We start from the raw sequence: 22,682 nt of genomic DNA, 5'->3' as shown, positions 1-22,682 counted from the left end.
ATCCGTGTCCTAATCCTTTTTGGCAGGTTACGCCATCGGCGGGTGGGCCGGCGGCGCAATGCGATCAAGCTCGGCGTACCCGGCCAATGCCTCGGCCCGCGATAGGCCAGCGGCGGTGAGCTCGGCATCGCTGCGGGCCAGCAGCCGTTGATAGAATGCTCGTGCCGTTGCCAGCCAGTGCAGCGGCTCACGCGCCAACAATTCATGCACAAGGTCTTCGCTGCGCGCGAGATCACCTTGCCGCTCGCACAAAGTGAGGAGTGCGGCCAGCGTGGGAGCGGGCACGACGTAATCGCGCAGCAATCCCAATAGGTCGGTATAAGTTGGAGCGTATTCCGGCAATGGCTCCGGCGCGACCAGCGCGCATTCAATTACCACTTGCAACGCCAGCAAGGCGCGCGTGGCGGCGGCGTCTTCCTCCCCATCATCGCTGAGCAGGCGCGCTTCAGCGGTGAGCAAGGCGGCCAGATACGCCCCTTCGCTCCACCAATCGTCACTCTGACTGTGAAATCGCAACAGCGCCAAGAGTTGCCGGTCGCTCAGCGCCGCTACCTGATCGCTGCCGACGCCGAGCCGGTCGCGGTAAGCGTTGTCAATGGCGATCCGCGCTAGCGGCGATTTGCCGTCGCGGTAGAGGCCGAGAATGTGGCGGATGATCGCGCCGAATTGGGCGATCATGCGCAAGATGTAATCGTCGCGGTACATAGGTATACCGTACCCGATATACGGGCCGGCTGTCAAATCGGCAGCGTGTGCTACTGCGCCATCCGCCTCCCGCGTGCGCTTATGGTATGATACCCTATGCAGAGACTGGCTAGAGGAGGACATCAATGGAGCCACCGTTCATCGGGAAGGTCGCGCTGGTGACCGGCGCGGCAGCCGGGATTGGGCGTGCTTCGGCGTTGGCGTTCGCCCGCGAAGGCGCAAAGGTTGTTGTTGCCGATGTCAATGTGGAAGGCGGCGAGGAGACGGTCGCGCTGTGCCGCGCGCAAAATACCGATGCGATCTTCGTGCGCTGCGACGTGTCGCAGCATAGCGAGGTCGAGCAGTTGATCGCCAAGGCGGTCGATATGTTTGGCCGGATCGATTTCGCGCATAACAATGCCGGTATCGAAGGCGTGCAGGCCATGCTGCTCGATTATCCCGAAGAGGTATGGGATCGGGTGATCGACATTAACCTGAAGGGCATTTGGCTGTGTCTGAAGTACGAGATCCGGCAGATGCTGCGGCAGGGTGGCGGCGCGATTGTCAACACCTCGTCGGTGGCCGGTTTGTCGGGGTCGCGGGGCGTGTCGGCGTATGTTGCCAGCAAGCACGGCATCGTTGGCGTGACCAAAGCGGTGGCGCTGGAGTATGCCCGCAGCGGGATTCGGGTCAACGCGATTTGCCCCGGCACAATCCACACCGCGATGATCGATCGTTTCACCCAAGGCGATCCGCAACTGCTAGCCCAATTCGCTGAAGGCGAACCAATTGGCCGGCTTGGCTCGCCGGAAGAGGTGGCCAATGCCGTGATTTGGCTCTGCTCGGATAAGGCCTCGTTTGTGACCGGCGCAACCTTAGCCGTCGATGGTGGCCGGTTGGCGTGATGGACGCTGATTCGCCCTACGCTGCTATCTATGCAGTGGTAAGCCGTATCCCGCCGGGACGAGTGTGTACGTATGGCCGGGTGGCCGCGCTGGCTGGTCTACCCGGCCATGCGCGCATGGTTGGTTATGCCCTGCATATGCTCTTGCCGCACAGCGCGGTGCCATGGTGGCGGGTGATCAACCGGGCCGGTCGCATCAGCAATGTCTACGCCGCCGATGAGCAACGTGCCCGCTTGCAAGCAGAGGGGGTGGCGGTCAGCGACGAGTATCGGATCGACCTCGCGCGCTTTCTGTGGGACGGTGATGATGGTGAGTGAGGGGTAAAGGGTATTACCGCAGCGACGCCGAGGGCGCGGAGGGGAGCTGTCTCATCCGCGCCTTCTCCAATGACGAATTTTGCTCAACGCTATGACGGTCGCTTCCGCTTCAGACCAGCGCTTCTGGCTCATCCCCCTCTATACCGCCGGGGTGGTGGTTTTTTCCGATATGTATTTGACCCAACCGATCTTGCCCCAGTTGTCGGTGGAATACGGGATTGCGCCGGCCACCGCCGGTCTCAGCGTGTCGGTAGTGGTGTTGATGATTGCGTTGGGTTCATTGGCGGTTGGTCCGCTCAGCGATCGGTGGGGACGCTGGCCGGTGATGGTGGGCAGCGCGTTATTCCTCGCCCTGCCGACTCTGCTTTGCGCGCTCGCGCCATCGTTCGAGTTGCTGTTGGCGGGTCGGGCGCTGCAAGGGTTGTGCATTCCCGGCCTCACTGCGGTGGCGGTGGCCTACCTCGGCGACCGGCTGCCGGCGACTGATTTGGGTCGGGCCGTTGGCGGCTGGATCGCGGCCAATGTCGCCGGTGGGTTAAGCGGGCGGGTGGTGGGAGGCTTGATTAGCGATGGATTTGGTTGGCGGGCCAGCTTTGTGGTGTTTGCCGGGTTGACGCTGGTGAGCGGCTTTGGCTTGCTCGTGATGCTGCCGCGTGATCGGGCGGTCGTAACGAGTGGCGGCTGGCGGCAAGCCTATCAAGCGATGTTCGCCCATGTGGCCGACCGTCATCTGCGCGCCGCCTACGTGATCGGCGGTGCGCTCTTTTTCGGTTTTCTCGGCATCTTCACCTACTTGCCCTACTACCTCAGCGCGCCGCCGTTTGGCTTGCCGCCAGCAATTATCGCGCTTGCCTACGTGAGCTATCTGGCCGGCGTGATTGTCTCGCCGTGGGCCGGGGCGCTCTCGGCCCGCTATCCCCGTCCCCGGTTGATAATGGTCGGGTTGTTGATTGCGATGGCCGGGATCGGTCTGACGCTCATCCCCAATCTGCTGCTGATTGCGCTCGGCTTGTGGACGCTGTGCAGCGGGATGTTTATTGCCCAAGGCATTGCTCCGGCGCTGGTGAACCAGTTGGCGCAGCAGGCTAAAGGCGCAGCTAGTGCGCTCTATCTCGTGGCGTACTATATTGGCGGCACGTTGGGCGGCGTGATCCCCGGCCTTGGCTGGCAGGCAGCAGGCTGGCCGGGGGTGGTGGCGATCTGTCTGAGCGCGTTGGCGCTAGCGTTGGCGGCCACTATTCAGTTGGGCAAAGCAACCACCCGATGAATCTGACGGAGCGCGGGCGGTTTGCCTGCGGATGGGGAGCGGCGGGCCAGCCGCCCGCGCCCCGTGGTATCGGGTACGGCGGGCGGGCGGCTTGCCCGCTAGTCAGCCGTCTGCTATGGCGATGTGTCATCACTCTTGCAAAAAATCCAGCACCAGTTGGTGAAAGCGGTCAGCCGCTTCGATCATCGGGAAGTGACCGCAGTTGGGGATGATCTCAAGCCGGGCGCGGGGCAGAACGCGTTGAGCCTCATACGCGCAACTCACCGGGAAGAGGTGATCTTCTTTACCCCAGATGATCAAGGTTGGCTGGGTAATCTCGGCAAGGCGCGGCCATAACTCGCTGCCGCGCAGATCGTTGGCGTCATAAAACCGGCTCAGCGAGACCATCGTGCGCCGGATAGCAGGGTCGCTCAGCGTCTTTTGGCCACGTGCCACCAATTCAGGCGTAATGTAGCGATCGGGATTAGCAAACGCAGCGCGCAACTGCATCTTGACGACGAAGGGGAACGAGGAAAGGGCGGTAATCGCCTCGCCAAGGAAGGGCAGCGATCCACCTTTGCGCATAAAGAGCGGCAATTGCATAAAGCCTTCACTATCGGCAATGACGAGCCGTTCGACCCGCTGTGGATGGAGGATGGTTGTCGCTAGCGCATGCTTGCCACCCATCGAGTGCCCCACCACTGCCGCTCGTTCTACGCCGAATGCCGTTAATACCCCGGCATTCAGATCGGCATAGCGACGCAAGGTATAGACTGAGCCGCCCGGTTTATCTGATGCGCCAAAACCGAGCGCGTCAGGTGCGATGGCGTGATAACCGGCTGCGGCGAGCGTCTGAATGGTTGGGATCCAGTCGTCGGCGCTGACGACAAAGCCGTGCAACAAGAGTACTGCCGGCCCTTGTCCAGCGGACAAGACGCGCAGGCGAAAGTCATCAACGGTGATCTGTCGTTCGCTGATCGTAGCCACGGACGTTGCTTGCATACGATAACACTCCTTATGCTATGTGGCTCACATGTGACGTAGCGCTCCATATTCTCTGTCACTGTAGCAGAGATGCCGCAGTGTGTCAGGCTACAACCCGGCAACGAACGGTTAAGGGTATCTATGGTACAATGCAGCCGTGGCATCGGGCCGCGCTAGACGTAATGTGTTGCTGCCATAGTATCGATGATCTCACGCCAGTTCGCGTTGGGCGCCATTCTCATCTCGTTGATCGTTGGCGCTGCCGGAATCTTCTTCTTTATCAGTCAGCGGCTTGATCGCTGCGCTGCGCCTCCCTTTGTCGATCCCAATCTCTTGCCGAATGCCAATTTTGCCCTGATTGGCGAGGTGAGCGGTCTGCCTGACGGCTGGAGCCGCGGCGCCGGCGGCGTCGAATTGCGTGGCCCGGCGATCGATGGTCAAGGATTTGATCTCGATGGCGATGGACGCGGTCTGCAACTGATCGGGATTGCCAACTATGCTCAAACGCCGCCAGTTGGGGTGCAACCCAACATGACCTATTGTTTTACCGTTGCCGCGCTGACCGACTCGCTGTTGCGCTCTCCCACGCGCGTCCGGCTTGTCTTTGAGTGGTACGATGCGCGTGGCGACGTGCGCGAACGCATGGCGACGCTGTGGCAGCCGGTCGCATTATGGACGCCGGAACGACCGCCGGCAGGGTGGTCGGTCATTGGCGGGTATGCCCGCGCTCCGGCTACGGCTCGCGTCTTGCGAGTACGGATCGAGCCGTCGTCTGATGATCGCATTTACCTCGACATGCCGCGCCTGCAACGCGGCGGCCATCTCTTGCCGGCAGCCCAAGCCCTTGAGCCATCATTACCGTTCGTGATTGAGCCGTGGCCGGAAGTCTATCGGGCAGCGGTGGCGTTTACCTTCGACTGGGAAACGGCGATGGGCGGGTTGGTGCATTCACGCTCGGTTGATGACCCGCGCGCCGATGAAGACCCGCTTCTGCGCGGGATGCGTATGCGCACCGGCGTGGAAACGAGTATGGCTATCTTTGAACGCTACAATGTGCGCGCGACCTACTACGCAACCGGTTACAACTTTCTCATGGGCAACCGTGAGCGGCGCCGGTTTATGGGTGATCCGGTGTTTGCGTGGGCCTCGGCAGCCAATGGGTGGCGGAGCGATCGCTGGGTGAATCGCCCGTGGTTTAGTGATGATCCGTATGGGACGGTGGCTACCGATCCGGTGTGGTACTTTGGCGACCAGATCGAGCCGTTGCTGGCTGCCGGCCATGAGATTCAGAGCCACACCTTTAGCCATCTCTACGGCGGCTATGCCGATTTGGCGACGTGGCGGGCTGATTTGGAAACTTGGAACGCGGTCGCTGCCGAGCGCAGCGTCGGCAATGCTCGCTCACTCGCCTTCCCGTGGAGCAGTAGCGCCGGCATGAGCGACGCCAATTGGGATGTGATCGAACAAGCCGGCATCCGCTCGGTGACGCGCCTGAGCGATTACGGCCCCTACAATCTCTTCCCAACCGACGAACGCGGCCTGATCCGCGATCCGCAGTGCCGTTGGCTGCCCGGACGGGAAGGCCGGATCATCGCCTGCCCTGACTTCTATCTGACCCCAGCGCGGGCTGAGTTGGCGATTACGCAGATCGAGCGGGCTGTCGCCGTAGGCGGGATGATCGACATCTGGGCCCATACCGAAGAGGTAACGAGTACTGCGCAACAAGCAGTTTGGGAAGATGTGGTATCCTACACCGTCAGGCGCGGCGATATTTGGGTTGCGCCGTTGAGTGAGATTGCCGGTTGGCAGATTGCACTCAAGTCACTTGACATAACTATGATAACCCAGCCAGTAGAGACGCCTGAGCGCGGGAGTGGCAGCGCGGCGCAGCGGTATCGCCTGCATAATTCATCGCCCTACCCGCTGATTGGTTTGATGATCGATCTGCCGGCGAGTACGGCTGATGTCGCGGTTAACAATGACATTGTGCCGCGTGAACAATGGCAAGCTGGCAACAGGCTCAGGCTCGATCTTGCCGCTGGCCAAACTGTAGAGGTGACGTTGTGGCCAACACGATCAAGCAGCCGCTAAATCAGGCGACAGGTTGGCGCGCGATCGGGGCGGCGCTGATGGCGCGGCGCGGTGCGTTGCCATTGTACCAATGGCTGTGGCTGATCATCTGCGTTGTTGGGGCATTGAGCGTCGCTTTGCCCCCGATCTTGACCCGTCCTATCATCTACTTTGCCAATGCTGAGGTTCGGTTCGATACGGCGCGCTATGGGCCGATCTACCAACCGGTGGCGCCTAATCTGACCGGTATGGACATCGCGATTGCCGATGCGACCGAAGCGTTGCGCCTCGGTGCATTGGCGCGGGCTGATGTACGGTTTGGCTTGCCCGATTTTCGGGTTGAGTATCTGTTGCCCGAACCGGGTGTGGTGGTAGTGCGTGGGATTGCCGGCAATGCGGTAGAAGCCAAGGTGTTGGCCGATGCCGGCGCTGCCGAGCTGGTGCGCCAGATTCGGGCTGCCGGCGGGCGTGAAATCTTGCGCAATATGTTGGGCTGGCAGCTTGGGCAGGCGCTGAACGGCCAAACTCCCGCGCTAGACGATCGCTTTGCGTGGCTATTGCGCGATATTCTGCGGCTTGATGCGCTGCCGCTCTCGCGCCCGATCGAGCCGTTTAGCACGCCGCGCACGCTGGCCGATCTGTCTGGGGAAGAGTTGAGCGATGTGGCTCGCGCGCTGGAGTCGCGCTACGATCTGTGGCGGTTTGCCATCAATACCCGCAACGCGACGCTTGATGCGCTGTGCGCCAGTGCCGGTATCATCGAGACAGCTACTCGCGAAGCAACCTTGCGGAGTTGCGCCGCTGCCAATCCAGCCGCGGCGGCGGAATTGGCGGCGCGCGATCGAGCGATTGCCCAACTGCGCGCAATTGACGCCGCGATCAACTATATGATCCGCGAAGCCGGTGCGCGCTTCAATGCCGATCAGGTTAGCGCAGCGTACCGGATGCCGGCGGCGTTGCCCGCTGCTCCCGAACCGCGCTACGAGCTGCCGTTGATCGCGCTGGCTGCCCTCGTCGGCGCCGCACTGGGTTTTGGCGGTATTGCGCTCGATCGCAGTGCTGGTGTGTTGCCGAAACTGCAAGAGCTGTGGCAGTATCGCGAGTTGATCCGCAATCTGGTGCTGCGCGATTTGCGCGCGCGCTACAAAGGCAGCACGCTTGGCTACCTCTGGACGCAGATTGCGCCGCTGGGCATGATGCTGGTCTACGTGGTCGTCTTTAGCTTTCTGCTGCCCAACGGCATTGCGATGTTTCCGGTGTTTGTGATCATCGGCCTGTTGCCGTGGAACTACACCGCTGAAGCAGTGCTCAATGGCACCCGCAGCATTATCGACAACGCCGCGCTGGTCAAGAAGGTCTACTTCCCGCGGGAAGTATTGCCGCTAGTCGCCGTTGGATCGAGTCTCTTGAATTTCATTCTTTCCTTGCCAATGATGTTGCTGGTGATCATCATTGTGCAAATGACAACCCTTGGCCGGCTCAACCTAAGCTGGACCATCATTTACTTACCGGTCATTATGGCCTTGCAGACGGTTTTTCTGGCTGGGTTGGCGCTGCTGCTCGGCGCTGGTGCGGTCTTCTTTCGCGATGTCGTGCATCTGATCGGAATTGTGATCAATATTTGGTTCTTCCTCACCCCAGTTATCTATCCATTGAGCACGATTAGCGAAGGGATTGCGGCCCGAGTCATTCGCTGGCTCAATCCTTTAGCCTCGATCATCGAGTTTTACCGCGACATCATTTATGGGAATGTCGTGCCGGTTGGCTTGATCCCGACTCCCGGCGTGCCGTCGCTGAGCGCAATGCTGCGGGTGGGTGTCACCGCGCTGGTGGTGTTGGCCATCGGGTATTGGGTCTTCCAGCGCACTAGCCGCCATTTTGGTGAAGAGCTATGAGCGTAGTCATTGAGTTTGATAAGGTGTCGCGGCAGTTCGTGCGCCGCCAGAATGCTTCGACCATCCAAGAGCGGTTTATGGGTCTCATCCGTGGCTTGCCGCCGGCTGAGGCGTTCTGGGCGGTGCGCGATGTCAGCTTTGCGGTTGAAAAAGGGCAGAGTATTGGTTTGGTCGGGCACAATGGCGCTGGCAAGAGTACTATCCTCAAACTGATGACGCGCGTGCTCGAACCAACAAGCGGGCGGGTGGCGACCCGTGGCCGGATTGCTGCTCTGCTCGAATTGGGCAGCGGCTTTCACCCCGAACTCACCGGGCGGGAAAATGTCTTCCTCTACGGCTCGTTGATGGGTTTCAGCCGTAAAGAGATGCTGCGAAAAATGCCCGAAATCATTGAGTTTTCTGAGATTGGCCAATTTCTTGATACTGAAGTCAAACACTATTCGTCGGGTATGTACACCCGGCTGGCCTTTGCTGTGGCGACGGCAGTGGAGCCGGATATTCTGATTACTGATGAGGTGTTGGCAGTTGGTGACGAGGCGTTTCAGCGCAAGTGCATCGATCGCATTTATGGTTTTCGCCGCGACGGCAAGACGATTGTCTTCGTATCGCATGCCCTCGATGTGGTACGCTCGCTCTGCGATGTCGCCGTCTGGCTCGATCATGGCGAGATGAAGGCCTATGGCAGTGCGGTTAAGGTGGTTGATGCGTATTTGGCCGATGTGAATGAACGCGAACGTACTGAATTTGAGCAGCGATCCAAGGAGAAGGAGCTCGATCAAGAATGGCGCGAGCGGATGCGTCGCGGTACGCGCGAGGTCGAGATTGTGCGAGTGCAATTGCTCGATCAGGATGGGAACGAACGAGTAACCTTCCGCACCCACGAACCGCTGACCATCCGGATTCATTACATGGCGCACGAACGGATCGAACGGCCGGTGTTTGGGGTAGGTATTAATCACGAGAGCGGGCCATGGCTGATCGGGCCGAATACCGGTTTTGATAAATACCATATTCCGGTCATCGAAGGTCCCGGTATGATTGACTATCACATTCCGCATCTGCCCTTCCTTGGCGGGCGTTATCTCGTGAGCGCTTCAGCGACTGACCACACCCAGCTCCACGAATTTGATGTGCATGACCGAATGTATCCGCTCGTGGTGCATAGCGACGGCGTGAGCCAACGCTATGGTATGTTCTTTATTGAAGGATGCTGGAGCTGGCGTGGATGAACTCGTTGCTCATCATTAGCCACGATGTTATTGGTCAGCGGATGGCCGGGCCGGGCATTCGGATGTGGGAATTGGCCCGCGTTGTGGCAAGTATCGCGCCGGTGACGTTGATTGCGCCGCGTCCAATAGATCTAACCCCGCCGTCGGGGGTGATATGTGGCCAGTATGTTTGGGGTGATGCAGCGACCCTTGAGCCTTATCTAGCCACCGCTACCGTGGTGCTGGCGAATGGCTTTGTCGCTGCTGCCCATCCTGAAATCTTGACGTATCGCGGCCGCTTGATCGTTGATCTGTACGATCCGGTTGCATTTGAGAATCTCGAACTCTTTCGCCAGCAACCATTGGTTGAGCGTGAGCAAATCGCTAAACGTGACGCAACCCTCTTGAGTGATTTGCTGCGGCGGGGAGACCACTTTCTCTGCGCGACCGAACGCCAGCGCGATCTGTATATCGGCGGTCTCTTGGTCGAGGGCCGGATCACCCCGTCGCTGATTGATGCTGATCCCCTGTTGCGCAAGCTGATTGATGTAGTGCCATTCGGGGTGAGCGATGTGCCGCCGCAAGCCAGCGGCCAGCCGGCTTTACGCGGTGTGCTTGATGATTTAAGTGCTGAGCATGAGATTATCCTGTGGAGCGGCGGCCTTTGGGATTGGATGGATCCACAAACGGCGATTAGGGCGATGCCGCACATCTTGGCTCACGTACCGAACGCCCGCTTGGTTTTTCTCGCCGGACGGCATCCCGGCCTGGTACACGAGATGATCACCCCGAAACAGACGCGCCAGTTGGCTGCTGAACTAGGCTTGCTCGGCCAAGGCGTGCATTTTTACGAAGAATGGATACCGTATGAGCGACGGGCGGATTTTCTGCTCGAAGCGACAGTTATGGTATCATTGCACCGCGAGCATCTCGAAACGTGCTATGCGGCGGTGCGTTCACGAGTGCTCGATCATTTATGGGTGGGCAAACCAACGGTGCTGAGTGCTGGGGATGCAGCGGCTGATCTCATTGTCTCCTATGACGTCGGGGAAGCAGTGCCAATTGGCGATGTCGATGCAGTGGCTGCCGCTCTGCTCCGTTTGTTGGCAGATCCGCAACGCCAAGCCGTGCAGAGTCTGAATGCAGCTAAGCTGGGTCAACAATTGCGTTGGTCACACGTGATACAACCATTGATCCGCATGCTTACTGTACCGCTTCCAGTTTCTCCGAAAGCAGCGCAATCGCAGAGAGACCATGAAATAGTGTTGGTGGATGCGGATTTACCATCTCAGGAGGAAACAATATCTATGGTTACACCTGACATTGACCAGACGGCTGCAATACTGCACAAAGTGCGTAATGATGCTATCAGAGCGCAAGAACAGATCTGGAAAATGGAACAACCGGCTTCAGGTGGCTTGTCGTGGCGTTGGTTGCAACAAAAGATCTGGGTGCTGTTCATGAAGCTCCAACGCGATTACAATGCTGCAGTGTTGCGATCAACCTACGCGCTGGCCGAACAAATTGATCACACGACTAGATTGCTCTTTGATGTCTCGGCGCGGTTGGAACAACGGGTGCAGACGCTCGAACAACGGGTGCAGACGCTTGAACAACGGGTGCAGACGCTCGAACAACGGGCGCAGACGCTCGAACAACGGGCGCAGACGTTTGAAGAGCTTGTGCAGGAACTAAGACTACGGGTGGCAAATCTCGAAGATGGGATGCAAGATCATAACCATCGTCAAGTGGCTGAAATTCATCAAATTGGTCAACAGATCCGTGATTTTGCCGACCAACTAGCCGGTTTGGAAGAGACCACTGCTCAAGTGTTGGCCCATCTCGGTGGTGTTCCAACGCTGCCGCCTCAGCAAGAATAGCAATGATATGAGAGTTGTTGCCATTGTTTTGAGTTGGAATGCAGCAGCAGCTACCTTAGCTTGCCTTGAGTCGTTACATCAGCAATCAATGCCGGTAGAGATTGTCGTTGTTGACAACGCCTCACGAGATGATACGATAGCCCAAATTACTCAGCGCTATCCCGATGTGCGGCTCATTCGCAATGAACGTAATCTCGGTTTTGCGGGCGGGATGAATATCGGGATCCGCACCGTGCTCGCTGAGTCGTCGCCGCCTGATGCTGTCATTTTGCTCAATCAGGATACCGTGCTTGATCCTACTTGTATCGAGCAGTTGGTTGCGCCGTTGGCTGCCGACGAACAAGTGGCGGCAGTTGGCGCCAAAATTCGCTATCCTGATGGAACGATCCAACATGCTGGCGTGAGGCTGGAATGGCCGCGGGCCGTGGTTCAGCACATTGGCTGGCATGAACCAGATACCGGTCAGTACGATCAATTGCAAGAATGTGAATTTGTAACAGGAGCTGCGATTGCGCTGCGCTCCAAAGTGCTTGATGCGGTGCAAACGTTCGATGAAGGCTTCGTACCGGCGTACTTTGAGGATATTGATCTCTGTGCTCGGTTACGGTGGGCTGGCTGGAAAATCGTCTACAACCCGGCAGCGACTCTTGTGCATCATGAATCGCTGTCACTGCGTGATGAGTTGCAACGTAGCAGCTACTATAATCGCGGTCGCTTACGCTTTGTCCTGAAGCATTATACCCTGTCTGATCTCTTTGAGTCGTTCTTTCCCGCCGAGTGCGCCCATGCTGAGCGCCACGCGTTGTGGCCAGTAGAGGGGCGCGCGTTACGGTGGGCCTATGCAGAGACATTATTGCATCTACGTGAGATCTTGGCGGCGCGACGGCAGCTTGATCCTACCTTTCAACCAGCGGATGAAGCTCAGTTGATTGAGTTCATGCGATGCCTGCAGCGGGCGCAAGCCCGTGCGTTTTGGCAGAACGCGCACCGGCGTGCTGATTGGATGTTTAACCATTCATAGACATCTTATGAAATCACAAGCACTCTACGGGGTTGAATACACCTTAGTCGATCCATTGCCAGCACGGCTGGTCGAAAATGAACCGCTTTTGATCGCGTTGCAGTTGCGCAATACCGGCCTGACTCCATGGTTGGCGACTGGCTATCCGGTCATGCTGGTCGTGCGTTGGAAAACCCTTGATGGGATCGTTGTGCAAGAGTTGCCGTGGCAATCACTACCACGACCGGTACCGTCCGGTGATACTATCACTATCGAGTTGCGAGTGACAGCGCCAGTCGTGGCGGGTGAGTATGTGTTCACTATAGAGCTGGTTGAACACATGATCGCTTGGTTTCACGAGAGAGGCGTTGCACCATTTTGTTCACCAATTACGGTTGGGCCGCCGCGCAATCCACGGATTACCATTATCAACGGCAATTGTTTAGCAAATGATGCGGTAGGAACCCATGTAGCGGCGCAGGTGCAGGCATTGGCGGAAGCTGGGTTTCAGCCGTTGTTATTGACGAGCTTTGTTGATGAACGATTACCACGTGCGTTGCGCCGGTTTATGGTGGTTGTGCGGCCTGATGAGATTATCAATCCTACTGACCATAGTCGGCCATTCGCTGAGCATTTTTGTCGCTCGGCTGCTATTATTGTAAACTATTCGACCTATTACGATCTTGTCGAACTGATCCGGATTGCACCGGCGCCAGTGCTGTTTGATTATCACGGTGTCACCCCGCCGCAGATTTGGGGGGTTGGGCAGCCGGGGTACGAAGATGTAGCGCGTGGTTTAGCTAATATGCATCTCGTTCAGTTCGCCGATTATGCTGTGGCTCACAGCCAATACATGGTCGATGAGCTGGTGGCGACCGGTCTGATCGCGCCAAGCCGTACTAGTGTCTTACCGTATCCGGTCACTCGTGATGCAGCGTATGCTGGGCCACCCGATCCCCAGTTGCAACAGCAATACGGTTTGGCCGGGAAACGGGTGTTGTTGTATGTGGGTCGTATGGCGCGCAATAAGCGAATTAATATCCTTGTGGAAGCGCTGCCATTGATCCGCGCGCAGTACCCTAACACGGTATTGTTGCTAGTGGGTGAAACCGGTCACGCTTACGCGGAGTATGTCGCGGAAACAAAGGCGCGCGCGGAAGAGTTAGGGGTGGCCGATGCCGTGATCTTTACCGGCGCTCAAAATCGTGATCAGATCGGCGCCTTCTACCAGTTGTGCGATGTCTTTGTGATAGCGAGCATCCATGAAGGCTTTTGTATGCCAGTCATTGAGGCGATGGCGCTAGGCAAACCGGTGGTGGCGGCGGCGGCTACGGCATTGCCTAGCACCGTCGGTGATGCCGGCCTCCTCTTTACCCCGGATGATCACGAGGAGTTGGCGCGGCAGGTGCTGCGTGTGCTCGCTGCGGATGAAGAGCCGTCGCCTGATCCACTCGATAGCGCCCAAGCCCAACACCTCCTGCGCAACTGTCCGATAGCCTTCGTGACGCCACGGTATGGGCGTGATGTGTTAGGCGGCGCCGAGCGCGGCGCACAGTCGTGGGCCGAGCAATTGGTAGCTCGCGGGTTTGTGGTCGAGGTGCTCACCACGAATGCAATTGATTTGGTCGGTTGGCGCACTGCTCCTTTACCGGAAGTAGAAGCTATCAATGGCGTCACTGTCCGTCGATTTGCGGCTGATCCGATTGATCCGAGCGGCTTTCATGAGGTGCAGATGAAAGCTGCGCGGGGTGAGGAGATCACCCGCCGTGATGAAGAGCGGTTTATGCAGCATAACCTGCGGAGCCGGGCGCTCGAGGAGTATATTGCCCGTCACCGCGACGAGTATGCCGCCTTTATCTTCACCCCGTATCTGTTTGGTACTACGTATTACGCCGCGAAACAGGCCGGCGATCGCGCTTTTCATATCCCATGTCTACACGATGAGCCTGCGGCAAAATTTGCTATGTTCCGCGAGATGCTGGAAGAGGCGCGCGGGATTTTCTTCAATACGCCTGCTGAAGAACGATTGGCGCGCGAGAAGCTAAGTTTGGCTAATCCCTTTTCAACAGTGTTAGGGTATGGCTTCCCTGATCAGCCATTACGAGGGGATCCAGTGCGTTTTCGAGAACGTACCGGTGTGCGGTCGCCGTTCTTGCTTTACAGCGGGCGCCTAGAAGAAGCCAAGAATGTGCCATTGCTTATCGAGTGGTTTATAACCTACAAGACTACTCATCCTGAAAGCGATTTGAAGTTGGTGCTAGCAGGAAAAGGTGAGATACCAATACCTGCTCGGTCAGATATTGTGCATATAGGCATGGTGGTCGATCGACAAGAACTGGCTGATGCGTATGCAGCGGCCCTTGCCCTCTGCCAGCTGTCGCGCAACGAGAGTTTCTCGCTCGTGATGATGGAATCATGGCAGCAAGGTCGTCCGGTTATCGTGCATGCTGACTGCGCCGTAACTCGCGAGCATGTTCAACGAAGTGGCGGCGGTTATAGTTGTGATAGCGTGGCTAGTTTTAGTGCTGCTCTCGATGATCTACTCGCTGATCCTCAACGTGGCGCGGTGCTTGGAGAACGGGGCCGCACGTATGTGCAAGCTCATTTTGGCTGGAATACGCTCGTTGATAAAATGATTGCAGCACTCGCTTCCTTCTTACAGCCGAGACTACTCATAAGCGAGTTGGCCCAGCGTGGTATTCGGCGTGCACTCGATTTTACCTCTGCGCGCTTTGAAGCGCATCTCATCGGGTTGATCCAGCATCTCTGCCATCAGAGCACTGGTTGGCAACTGTTCGAGCAGGTGCAGGGCCGGTTGGCTGCACTGGCGAATAGTTATGGTGGGTTAGCCAACGAACACGAACCGGCGCCAGTTATGGCCCGTGCCCGCCGATGGGTGGATCGGTTGCGTCATCAGCCGCATCCTTCTGCAGCGCTACCGCCGGTTAACGGCCATCAGTACGAGCAGCACGCGGTGATGCAACTCGTCGCTGAATTACTCGATCTGCTCGCCTATACTCGCCACGAGCAGCGCCGGCTTGAGCGCGAATTGGCCCTGTTGCGTGATCAAATGGCCATTAAGAAACAGAATGCATCGTAAATGGGTCTTGTTCCCATTGCATGTGTGATAAACGAGCCGTCGCTGGTTGCACTAATTGCACCGGCAACGGCGTTGATTATTCTAGCGGGAGGGATTGAGTCGCTCCTAGCACCCTTGTCTGGTTATGTGGTTGTTCGATACATTTGCTATGCTGGTGGCAGTGAATGTATCGTTACAGCGGGGAGTTGTTCTATGCAGCGCTCTACTTCTACTACCCTGTCCATCCTGATGATAGGGACGCTGTTGATACTTGCCACCGTGATCCCATCTCCAACTGCACAAGCCGGCTACGCCGATCAACCACCACCGCTGCCAGGTTGGACTCATCCGATCTCGTATGGCACCGGTGTGGATACCATCGCCCGCCATGGGATCAATCTCGGTAATGCACCGATTATTCGTAGTTCACCGGTGATTGCTGAGATTGACGGGAATACAGCCAATCACAAAGAAGTAGCCGTAGTGACGGGAGATGGTTTCTTGCACGCTCGTCGGTATAATGGAGCGCAGCTCTGGCCGCCAATACAGTTGCTACCAGCATCCTGCTCACCCGCAAACGATGATTATGTTGGGAACAGTAGTCCGGTTGTTGGCACATTGCTTGGTGATGGAGTACCGTATATTGTCGTTGGCTATGGAACGATTTTGCCATCGGACTGTGATGGTGGTATTGTAGCAATTAATGGGCAGACCGGTACTATTGCTTGGCGGTTTAGTCTCCGCCAATGGCAACAGCAGCAGGGATATCCAGCCGAAGATATGTATGGTGTAGCCGCTTCAATTGCATTAGCCGATACCGATGGCGATGGCAAGCTGGAGATAGCCTTTGGCGGCTTTGATCGCAACCTCTACCTGCTCAGTGCCGTTACCAGCACCACCTATACGGTACGCTGGTATTACCATGCTGCTGATACCATCTGGTCAACGCCGATTTTCTACAATATTGACAACGATCCTGAGCTTGAGCTGTTGGCAGCGACCGATATTACCGCTAATCCTGTCTTGGTACCGCCGACCCAAGACGGTGGTTTTCTGCACGCCTTTGACACTGCCCCGCGCACCCCCAAACGGATCGAATTCCAAACCGGTTTTATATGGCGCACCTACGTCGATCAGGCGCTCTATTCGTCGCCGGCAATTGGGGATGTGTTAGCCAGCAATCCCGGCAGCGAATTGGTGATCGGTTCGAGTTGTTGGTTGCCGGTTAGCAATATAAACACTCCGGTCACGAAGCAGGGGCGTTGGGTTAAAATCTTTCGCTTGAGCGATGGCGCAGTGTTACAAACGCTCAATGCTCCCGAATGCGTCGAGTCATCGCCAGCGCTCGGTGATATTGATGGTGATGGGAAGCTGGAGATCGTCGTGAATGTGGGGTGGGCAGGCGATAATGGCATTCCTCATAGCGAGACCATCGCATGGGATCCTGACAACTCCACGCCGAAATGGCGCACGATTCCGTACAGCGCCAATTGGAGTACTGATCCGAATGTGCGCTTCAACGATCCGAGCGGCGGCAATTTGCAGTCACCAGTGATCGCTGATATCAATGGTGATGGGATTGTTGATGTGTTGACGGCGAATTTCTGGAGTGTGGTCATCTTACGCGGTTACGACGGCCAGCAGATGACTTGTTATCTCTCTCCAGCCTGTGGCTCTCAGCCATCGCTCTATGCATGGTATACCGTAAAATCGACACCGGCGGTTGGTGATATCAATGATGATGGGGTGCTGGATGTCGTGATCGGCGGCGGTCATCAATTTGTCAATGGCCCTAGCGCGGCGCCGCCGGTTACGGCCCATCTCTATGCGTGGACGAATCTTGCTACAGTCTTTCCGGCCCAAACTCCGCCACCCGGCTACCAGACGACTCCGTCTTATAGTGCATCGTGGCCACAATTCCGCCAGTCGGCTACGAATGCTGGTGTCCTCAACGTTCCCGGTTTACAGGCGGCAATAACTGAGCTGTTTGTGCTTACCGATGGTTCGATGCCGGAGACCTATGAAATCACGTTGAGCTCGCGCGATGGTTCGTCGCTCAATCTTAGTTTGAGCGAAAGCGGCGATAGCCAGAATATTATCTCGGCCACGCTAAGCAGCCCAACGGTGAGCGGCACCACGCCAAGCCGGGTCGTGATTACGGTGAATGCGGCCAACGTTGCGAACGGTGTTTACCCTGTTACGTTGACTGTCAGTGCGCCTAGTTTGCCGGCAGTCACAATGAACGTTACGGTACGAAAAGTTACGGCGGTGTATCGTACACTGATCTCGTACATTGCCCGTTAGTTGCGTGCTCCTGTCGTCAAGCGAACGCCGGTGCGCCGATTCAGGGCCGCCGGCGTTTGCCGTGTTGTTCACTATGCTATAATTGGCCGGAAGAGCTTTTGATTGATGCAAGAGGTAGAGGATCCATGACCCATCTTATCACCGGCGGCGCCGGGTTTATCGGTTGTAATCTGGCCGATTACTTGCTGCGCCAAGGCGAAACTGTGACAATTGTTGATAACCTGAGCCGTCCGCGCACTCCGCTCAATCTGGCATGGCTGCAAGAGCGGTATGGCGGCCGGCTGCGTTTTGTGCAGGCCGATATTCGTGACGCCGCTGCGATGCAGGCAGTTATTCCCGGCCATCAGGTGGTGTACCATCTTGCCGGTCAAGTCGCTGTCACCACTTCGGTGAAAGATCCGCGCAGCGATTTCGAGATTAATGCGCTCGGTACGCTGAATATTCTCGAAGCGGCTCGCCTTGCACCTGAACCGCCGATTGTCTTCTTCTCTTCTACCAATAAGGTCTACGGTGGTATGGAGACAGTTGAAGTGGTGGAAGAGGAAACGCGGTATCGCTATCGTGATCTGCCAAACGGCGTACCTGAGCATCAGTTGCTCGATTTTCATTCGCCGTATGGCTGTAGCAAAGGCGCCGCCGACCAGTATGTGCGTGATTATGCCCGGATTTATGGTCTCAGGACGGTCGTCTTTCGCCAGTCGTGTATCTATGGCCCGCGTCAGTTTGGTGTAGAAGATCAGGGATGGGCAGCGCACTTCGCGATTGCCGCCTTGCTTCATCGCCCGATTACGATCTACGGTGATGGTAAGCAGGTACGCGATATGCTCTACGTTGATGATCTGATCGCAGCGTATATGGCGGCTCTTGACCGGATCGATCGCGTGAGTGGGCGGATTTACAATATTGGTGGTGGGCCACAGAATGCCTTGTCGATTTGGGCTGAATTTGGCCCGCTCCTGAGCCGGTTGGTTGGGCGCGTGATTGAGGTGCATTACGGCGATTGGCGACCCGGTGATCAACCGGTCTATATCAGTGATATTGCGCTGGCCAAGCAGGAATTGGGCTGGGAACCGCGTGTTTCGGTCGACGAGGGCATTGAGCGCATGGTGGGCTGGATCCGCGATAACCTGCATTTGTTCCGCTAATGCTTGGCGTAGTGCCTTATCCCACAGGTATGGAGTGCGGTAGTCTAACAGCCGTATGCTTACCGTTTGGCGTAGCGCCTGATCCCGTAGGGATGGCGTGCGGTTGTACACTACCGCACGTTCATAGGAGTATCCTACAATGACTTCTCATAGCCCGATCATCGTCAATCCACGCGACGACGAGCCGCTTGCGGCGGCGGTTGCGCGTGGGTTGAGCAACCCGGTGGTTGACCATAGCCAATTGGCTGTTCTGAGCGAGTTGCTGGCCCGCGATGCGTATCTGGCCGAGCAAGTGAATGCCTTGCGTGCGCTATGGGCAATGACGCCGCTGGCCGATTCACCGCCGGTTCGCTTGCACCGCCGGTTGGCGTGGGGGCTGGCAGGGCCAGAGTTAGCCCGGATTTATGAAACGCTCGCCACGCTGACTCGTATTGTCGAAAGCTTGATTGCTCATCTCGACACTGAACGGGCGGCCCGGCAGGCGCTGGCCGAACGCTTGGCCGCGCTGGAAGAATAACCTGCGCTCGCATGCTGTATGGGCATAGCGGCGCTATGTCCCTTGCCATCTTTATCTTATGCATCCGCACCTTGTTTGGCATTCAACCTTCGCTTCGCCGACCGGCTATAGCAGCTCGTCACAAGCGATTGTGGCTGCGCTGACCGATGCCGGTTTACCGGTGCGCCCGCTCTACTTGTTCGATGTCGATGTCGTCGAGCATATATACGGCGTCATCCCGCCGCATATCCGCTCGCTGCAACAGTTGCCCATCCGGCTCGACGTGCCGCAGGTGGTGTATGGCCGTGGCGACCTGTTTTGCAAGAATAGCGGTGCGTATCGGATCGGTTTTACGATGCTCGAAACTGACCGCCTGCCCGCCTCTTGGGTTGAACAGGCTAACTTCATGGATGAGGTCTGGACACCAACCGCGTGGGGGCGGGAGGTGTTTATGGCTAGCGGTGTGGTAAAGCCGGTTTATGTCGTACCGCTCGGAGTGGATCTGACGGTTTTTGCTCCCGGCCCGGCGCGCCGCGATCTGGCCGATCGCACCGTCTTTCTCTCGGTTTTCGAGTGGAGTAAACGCAAGGGCTGGGATGTGCTGGTGGCGGCCTACCGGGCCGCATTTCAACCGCACGATCCGGTAGTGTTGGTGTTGAAGATCGACTATCGCGCCCCCGGCAACCCGCTGCGCGAGCTGGCGGCAGCGCTCGGCGATCAGGCCCCGCCGGTGGCAGTGCTCTACAACCAGACTTTTAGCCCGGTGCGTATGGCCGAACTGTACCGCAGCGCCGATTGTTTGGTCTTGCCTAGCCGCGGCGAGGGATGGGGTATGCCGGTGCTTGAGGCGATGGCGTGCGGGGTACCGGTGATTGCCACCGCGTGGAGTGGCCCGACCGCGTTTCTTGACGAGACGTGCGGCTATCCGTTGCCGATCCGCAGCTTGACGCCGACCGGCGCCGCTAGCATTCCTTACGCTGGTGCGCAGTGGGCCGAGCCAGACGTTGATGCGCTGGTGGAGTTGTTGCGGCGGGTGCATCGCCAGCGCGACGAGGCCCGCGCGCTCGGTGCGCAAGCCGCTATCCGGGCTCGTGAGTGGCCGTGGCAGCGGAGCGCACAGACCATCCTCGACCGGTTGCACGCCATCGGATAGAAGAAAAGGTGCAAGGGACGATAAACGCACAGGTGCGAAGAACGCAAAGGACGCTAAGGTTTTTTGGAAAATGGCAAAAGCGGGCTAGCGGCTATCACAACAACATCTTAGCGTCTTTTGCGTCTTTGCGTTATACCCGCTGCGTCTTTGCCCCTTTACGCCTGTCACTTGGTAGCGGCGTCGAGCGCATCTCCCACCCGCAGCACTTCGTCGAGGGTATTGTAGAAGTGGGGCGCAATGCGCACGCCAGCGCCGCGCGGCGTCACCACAATCCCCGCCTCGTTGAGCCGGTGGGAGACGGCGTTAGGATTCTCGACCAGCGCCACCACAATCCCGCTACGGTGTTCGGGGGCGGTATCGGCGGCCAGTCGGTAGCCACGCTCGCGCAGATCGTCGATCAGCGCCGCTACCAGCGTGTTAATCTGGCGCTCAATCCGCTCGATCCCCACCTCTTGCAGCATCGTTACTGCCGCCAACAGCGCGAGATTATTGGCCACATTCGGCGTACCAAGCGTAAACCGCTCGGCGGTTTCGGGCAGGGTCAGATTGTAGTCGAGATAATTCTGCCCGCTCACACTACTGGCCGCGCCAACGTAAGCTCCCGGCACAAGATCGCGGATCAACTCGCGTCGCACGTAAAGAAACCCACTGCCCGGCGTTGACAGCAACCACTTCTGCGAACCGCAGGCTAACATATCGACGTGCCATGCCTGCACATCAACCGGAAATGCGCCGAGGGTCTGGATCGCATCCACCACGAAATAGATCCCGCGTTCGCGGCAAATCTGGCCCACCGCGGCCAGATCATTGCGAAAGCCGGTGGCAAACATCGCCGTACTGAGGGCGATCACGCGGGTACGGTGATCGATCCGGCGCATGAGTAATTCAAGATCAAGCCCACCATTGTGTTGCGGCACGACTTTGGTCAGTACGCCGCGATATGCCAACTGCTGCCACGGATAGACGTTGGCCGGATAATCACCATCGAGTACCAGCACATTGTCACCGGGGCGTAATGGCAAACTAACTGCCGCAGTATTAATACCGGCAGCAGTGTTCGGCATAAGCACAATCTCATCCGGCGAGGTAGCGTTGATCAGACGGGCCAGCCGCTGCTTGAGATCGGCAAACTGGGCCATCACCTGCGGAAAGACGGCCAGAAACGGCTCGCGGGCGGCGTGGTCGAGGTAGGCTTGCACGGCAGCCTGTACCCGCCGGCTCAGCGGCGAGACAGCGGCGTGGCTGAGGAAGGCGTAGCGTTCGGTGATCGGAAACTCGGCGCGATAAGCGGCAACATCGGTCGTCATGCGGGTGATTCCTCAAGAAACTCGGTTAGAATAGCGTGATACTCCTGTGGGCGTTCGAGCATGGGGAGGTGGCCGCACTGCTCGATCCAGACCAGCCGGCAGCGCGGAATGCGTGAGGCGGCCACCGGTGCTCCCGGCGGCGGCATAATCTGGTCGTGGCGGCAGGCGATTATCAAGCTCGGTGCGCGCACGGCGGCCATCGCGCCGCTGATCGTCGGGCTGCCGGCGCCGCGCGCCGTTTCGAGTGCCGTGCGTTGCTCCATAGCGAGAAAATCGGCAAACGTCTCGCGCAAGATGCCATGATCGGCGGGGAGCCGGTAGAAGAAGCGATTGCCGACCAGCCGCATAATCGGCTGTACGTCGAGCATCCATGGGCGGCGCAGCGCTAGCCACAGCGCCATCAGGTGGTGAATCGAAGCCACCACCCGCCGTTCGCGTTCGTCGCGGAAGGTACTGAAGCTGGTCAGGACGAGGTGCGTCACCCGGTCAGGGTAACGGGCGGCCACATGCACGGCGACCGCCGCGCAGAGCGAGTGGCCGTTGATTGCAAACCGCTCGATCCCTAGCGAGTCGGCAAACGCGATCACCCAATCGGCCAGTCGCTCAAGCGAAAGCCTGCCGGTCAACGGCGGCGACGAGCCGAAACCGGGGAGATCGGGCGCGATCAGGGTGTAGCGATCGGCCAGATCGCGTAGGGTGTAGTGCCACAGCCGTGATGAACCACCCCAACCGTGCAGTAATAGCAACGGCGTGCCTTGACCAGCGCGGCGAAAACTGGTGCGCAGTCCGGCCACCGCGGTTTCAGCATTCGATGCAGCAAGTGTCGCCATAGGCATGTCCCTTCGCACGGAGATCTTGCCGATATGATACCAGATTTGCTGGCACGCGGACAAAGCGTTGCTGTATTATTGTTAACTTGTAAATGGTTTTGTAACCATTTCCCCGCTTGACACAATCCCAAGCGCTGTGCTACACTATCGGCGCGTGCGAGAACACCAAGATATGCACC

Annotated in this window: 17 protein-coding genes; 13 read left to right on the top strand and 4 right to left on the bottom strand. The window is 57.9% G+C overall.

Going from position 1 to position 22,682, the window contains the following annotated elements:
• Positions 1-27: 27 nt before the first annotated feature.
• Entirely contained in the window at positions 28-705 is a 678-nt protein-coding gene (locus tag U9R61_RS02880; protein WP_322487315.1) for a DUF6483 family protein, read from the bottom strand.
• 125 nt (positions 706-830) lie between these two features.
• Here U9R61_RS02880 and U9R61_RS02875 point away from each other — a divergent pair, with 125 nt between their 5' ends.
• From U9R61_RS02875 to U9R61_RS02865, 3 genes are all read left to right on the top strand, one after another.
• Positions 831-1,589, top strand: a complete 759-nt coding sequence (locus U9R61_RS02875; RefSeq protein WP_322487314.1) for an SDR family oxidoreductase — start codon at positions 831-833, stop codon at positions 1,587-1,589.
• Entirely contained in the window at positions 1,589-1,906 is a 318-nt protein-coding gene (locus U9R61_RS02870; RefSeq protein WP_322487313.1) for an MGMT family protein, read from the top strand. The genes U9R61_RS02875 and U9R61_RS02870 overlap by 1 nt, the downstream gene beginning before the upstream one ends.
• Before the next feature lie 91 nt (positions 1,907-1,997).
• A complete protein-coding gene (locus U9R61_RS02865) occupies positions 1,998-3,173 on the top strand; it encodes an MFS transporter (protein ID WP_322487312.1) in 1,176 nt (391 codons plus the stop codon).
• 129 nt (positions 3,174-3,302) lie between these two features.
• Here U9R61_RS02865 and U9R61_RS02860 read toward each other — a convergent pair whose 3' ends face one another.
• A complete protein-coding gene (locus U9R61_RS02860) occupies positions 3,303-4,154 on the bottom strand; it encodes an alpha/beta hydrolase (RefSeq protein WP_322487311.1) in 852 nt (283 codons plus the stop codon).
• A 186-nt stretch (positions 4,155-4,340) separates the two neighbouring features.
• Here U9R61_RS02860 and U9R61_RS02855 point away from each other — a divergent pair, with 186 nt between their 5' ends.
• The 10 genes from U9R61_RS02855 (at position 4,341) to U9R61_RS02810 (ending at position 20,366) form a co-directional block, all read left to right on the top strand.
• Positions 4,341-6,227, top strand: a complete 1,887-nt coding sequence (locus tag U9R61_RS02855; protein ID WP_322487310.1) for a polysaccharide deacetylase family protein — start codon at positions 4,341-4,343, stop codon at positions 6,225-6,227.
• The gene (locus U9R61_RS02850) at positions 6,200-8,101 is read left to right on the top strand and encodes an ABC transporter permease (protein ID WP_322487309.1); all 1,902 of its coding nucleotides are present in this window, start codon (positions 6,200-6,202) and stop codon (positions 8,099-8,101) included. Before U9R61_RS02855 ends, U9R61_RS02850 begins: the two co-directional genes overlap by 28 nt.
• Positions 8,098-9,330, top strand: coding sequence for an ABC transporter ATP-binding protein (locus tag U9R61_RS02845; protein ID WP_322487308.1), 1,233 nt, complete (start codon positions 8,098-8,100; stop codon positions 9,328-9,330). The genes U9R61_RS02850 and U9R61_RS02845 overlap by 4 nt, the downstream gene beginning before the upstream one ends.
• Positions 9,327-11,189 carry a glycosyltransferase gene (locus tag U9R61_RS02840; protein WP_322487307.1) on the top strand — a complete coding sequence of 621 codons (1,863 nt, stop codon included), beginning with the start codon at positions 9,327-9,329 and terminating at the stop codon, positions 11,187-11,189. The genes U9R61_RS02845 and U9R61_RS02840 overlap by 4 nt, the downstream gene beginning before the upstream one ends.
• Positions 11,190-11,196: 7 nt before the next feature.
• Entirely contained in the window at positions 11,197-12,210 is a 1,014-nt protein-coding gene (locus tag U9R61_RS02835; protein WP_322487306.1) for a glycosyltransferase family 2 protein, read from the top strand.
• Positions 12,211-12,217: 7 nt separating this feature from the next.
• The gene (locus U9R61_RS02830) at positions 12,218-15,289 is read left to right on the top strand and encodes a glycosyltransferase family 4 protein (protein ID WP_322487305.1); all 3,072 of its coding nucleotides are present in this window, start codon (positions 12,218-12,220) and stop codon (positions 15,287-15,289) included.
• A 192-nt stretch (positions 15,290-15,481) separates the two neighbouring features.
• Entirely contained in the window at positions 15,482-17,572 is a 2,091-nt protein-coding gene (locus tag U9R61_RS02825; RefSeq protein ID WP_322487304.1) for a VCBS repeat-containing protein, read from the top strand.
• Between the two features lie 125 nt (positions 17,573-17,697).
• Positions 17,698-18,717 (top strand): GDP-mannose 4,6-dehydratase, encoded by a 1,020-nt coding sequence (locus tag U9R61_RS02820; RefSeq protein ID WP_322487303.1) that lies wholly within the window; start codon positions 17,698-17,700, stop codon positions 18,715-18,717.
• 139 nt (positions 18,718-18,856) lie between these two features.
• Positions 18,857-19,234, top strand: coding sequence for a hypothetical protein (locus U9R61_RS02815; protein WP_322487302.1), 378 nt, complete (start codon positions 18,857-18,859; stop codon positions 19,232-19,234).
• A 58-nt stretch (positions 19,235-19,292) separates the two neighbouring features.
• Complete coding sequence (locus tag U9R61_RS02810; protein ID WP_322487301.1) at positions 19,293-20,366, top strand: glycosyltransferase; 1,074 nt, start codon at positions 19,293-19,295, stop codon at positions 20,364-20,366.
• A gap of 164 nt (positions 20,367-20,530) precedes the next feature.
• Here the strand turns inward: U9R61_RS02810 and U9R61_RS02805 are convergent, their stop codons facing one another.
• Positions 20,531-21,673, bottom strand: a complete 1,143-nt coding sequence (locus tag U9R61_RS02805) for an aminotransferase class V-fold PLP-dependent enzyme (protein WP_322487300.1) — start codon at positions 21,671-21,673, stop codon at positions 20,531-20,533.
• Complete coding sequence (locus U9R61_RS02800; RefSeq protein ID WP_322487299.1) at positions 21,670-22,503, bottom strand: alpha/beta hydrolase; 834 nt, start codon at positions 22,501-22,503, stop codon at positions 21,670-21,672. The genes U9R61_RS02805 and U9R61_RS02800 overlap by 4 nt, the downstream gene beginning before the upstream one ends.
• Positions 22,504-22,682: the final 179 nt, after the last annotated feature.

This window comes from Chloroflexus sp., from assembly GCF_034431535.1.
In the GTDB taxonomy this organism is placed as follows: Bacteria; Chloroflexota; Chloroflexia; order Chloroflexales; family Chloroflexaceae; genus Chloroflexus.
The sequence above is the reverse complement of the archived record's forward strand: the minus strand, read 5'-3'. Positions and strand labels throughout refer to the sequence as shown.

What these genes read in the sequence shown, in the direction of transcription:
- U9R61_RS02880 (WP_322487315.1), bottom strand. Translation starts at nt 705, where the DNA reads ATGTACCGCGACGATTACATCTTGCGCATGATCGCCCAATTCGGCGCG.
- U9R61_RS02875 (WP_322487314.1), top strand. Translation starts at nt 831, where the DNA reads ATGGAGCCACCGTTCATCGGGAAGGTCGCGCTGGTGACCGGCGCGGCA.
- U9R61_RS02870 (WP_322487313.1), top strand. Translation starts at nt 1,589, where the DNA reads ATGGACGCTGATTCGCCCTACGCTGCTATCTATGCAGTGGTAAGCCGT.
- U9R61_RS02865 (WP_322487312.1), top strand. Translation starts at nt 1,998, where the DNA reads ATGACGGTCGCTTCCGCTTCAGACCAGCGCTTCTGGCTCATCCCCCTC.
- U9R61_RS02860 (WP_322487311.1), bottom strand. Translation starts at nt 4,154, where the DNA reads ATGCAAGCAACGTCCGTGGCTACGATCAGCGAACGACAGATCACCGTT.
- U9R61_RS02855 (WP_322487310.1), top strand. Translation starts at nt 4,341, where the DNA reads ATGATCTCACGCCAGTTCGCGTTGGGCGCCATTCTCATCTCGTTGATC.
- U9R61_RS02845 (WP_322487308.1), top strand. Translation starts at nt 8,098, where the DNA reads ATGAGCGTAGTCATTGAGTTTGATAAGGTGTCGCGGCAGTTCGTGCGC.
- U9R61_RS02840 (WP_322487307.1), top strand. Translation starts at nt 9,327, where the DNA reads ATGAACTCGTTGCTCATCATTAGCCACGATGTTATTGGTCAGCGGATG.
- U9R61_RS02835 (WP_322487306.1), top strand. Translation starts at nt 11,197, where the DNA reads ATGAGAGTTGTTGCCATTGTTTTGAGTTGGAATGCAGCAGCAGCTACC.
- U9R61_RS02830 (WP_322487305.1), top strand. Translation starts at nt 12,218, where the DNA reads ATGAAATCACAAGCACTCTACGGGGTTGAATACACCTTAGTCGATCCA.
- U9R61_RS02825 (WP_322487304.1), top strand. Translation starts at nt 15,482, where the DNA reads ATGCAGCGCTCTACTTCTACTACCCTGTCCATCCTGATGATAGGGACG.
- U9R61_RS02820 (WP_322487303.1), top strand. Translation starts at nt 17,698, where the DNA reads ATGACCCATCTTATCACCGGCGGCGCCGGGTTTATCGGTTGTAATCTG.
- U9R61_RS02815 (WP_322487302.1), top strand. Translation starts at nt 18,857, where the DNA reads ATGACTTCTCATAGCCCGATCATCGTCAATCCACGCGACGACGAGCCG.
- U9R61_RS02810 (WP_322487301.1), top strand. Translation starts at nt 19,293, where the DNA reads ATGCATCCGCACCTTGTTTGGCATTCAACCTTCGCTTCGCCGACCGGC.
- U9R61_RS02805 (WP_322487300.1), bottom strand. Translation starts at nt 21,673, where the DNA reads ATGACGACCGATGTTGCCGCTTATCGCGCCGAGTTTCCGATCACCGAA.
- U9R61_RS02800 (WP_322487299.1), bottom strand. Translation starts at nt 22,503, where the DNA reads ATGGCGACACTTGCTGCATCGAATGCTGAAACCGCGGTGGCCGGACTG.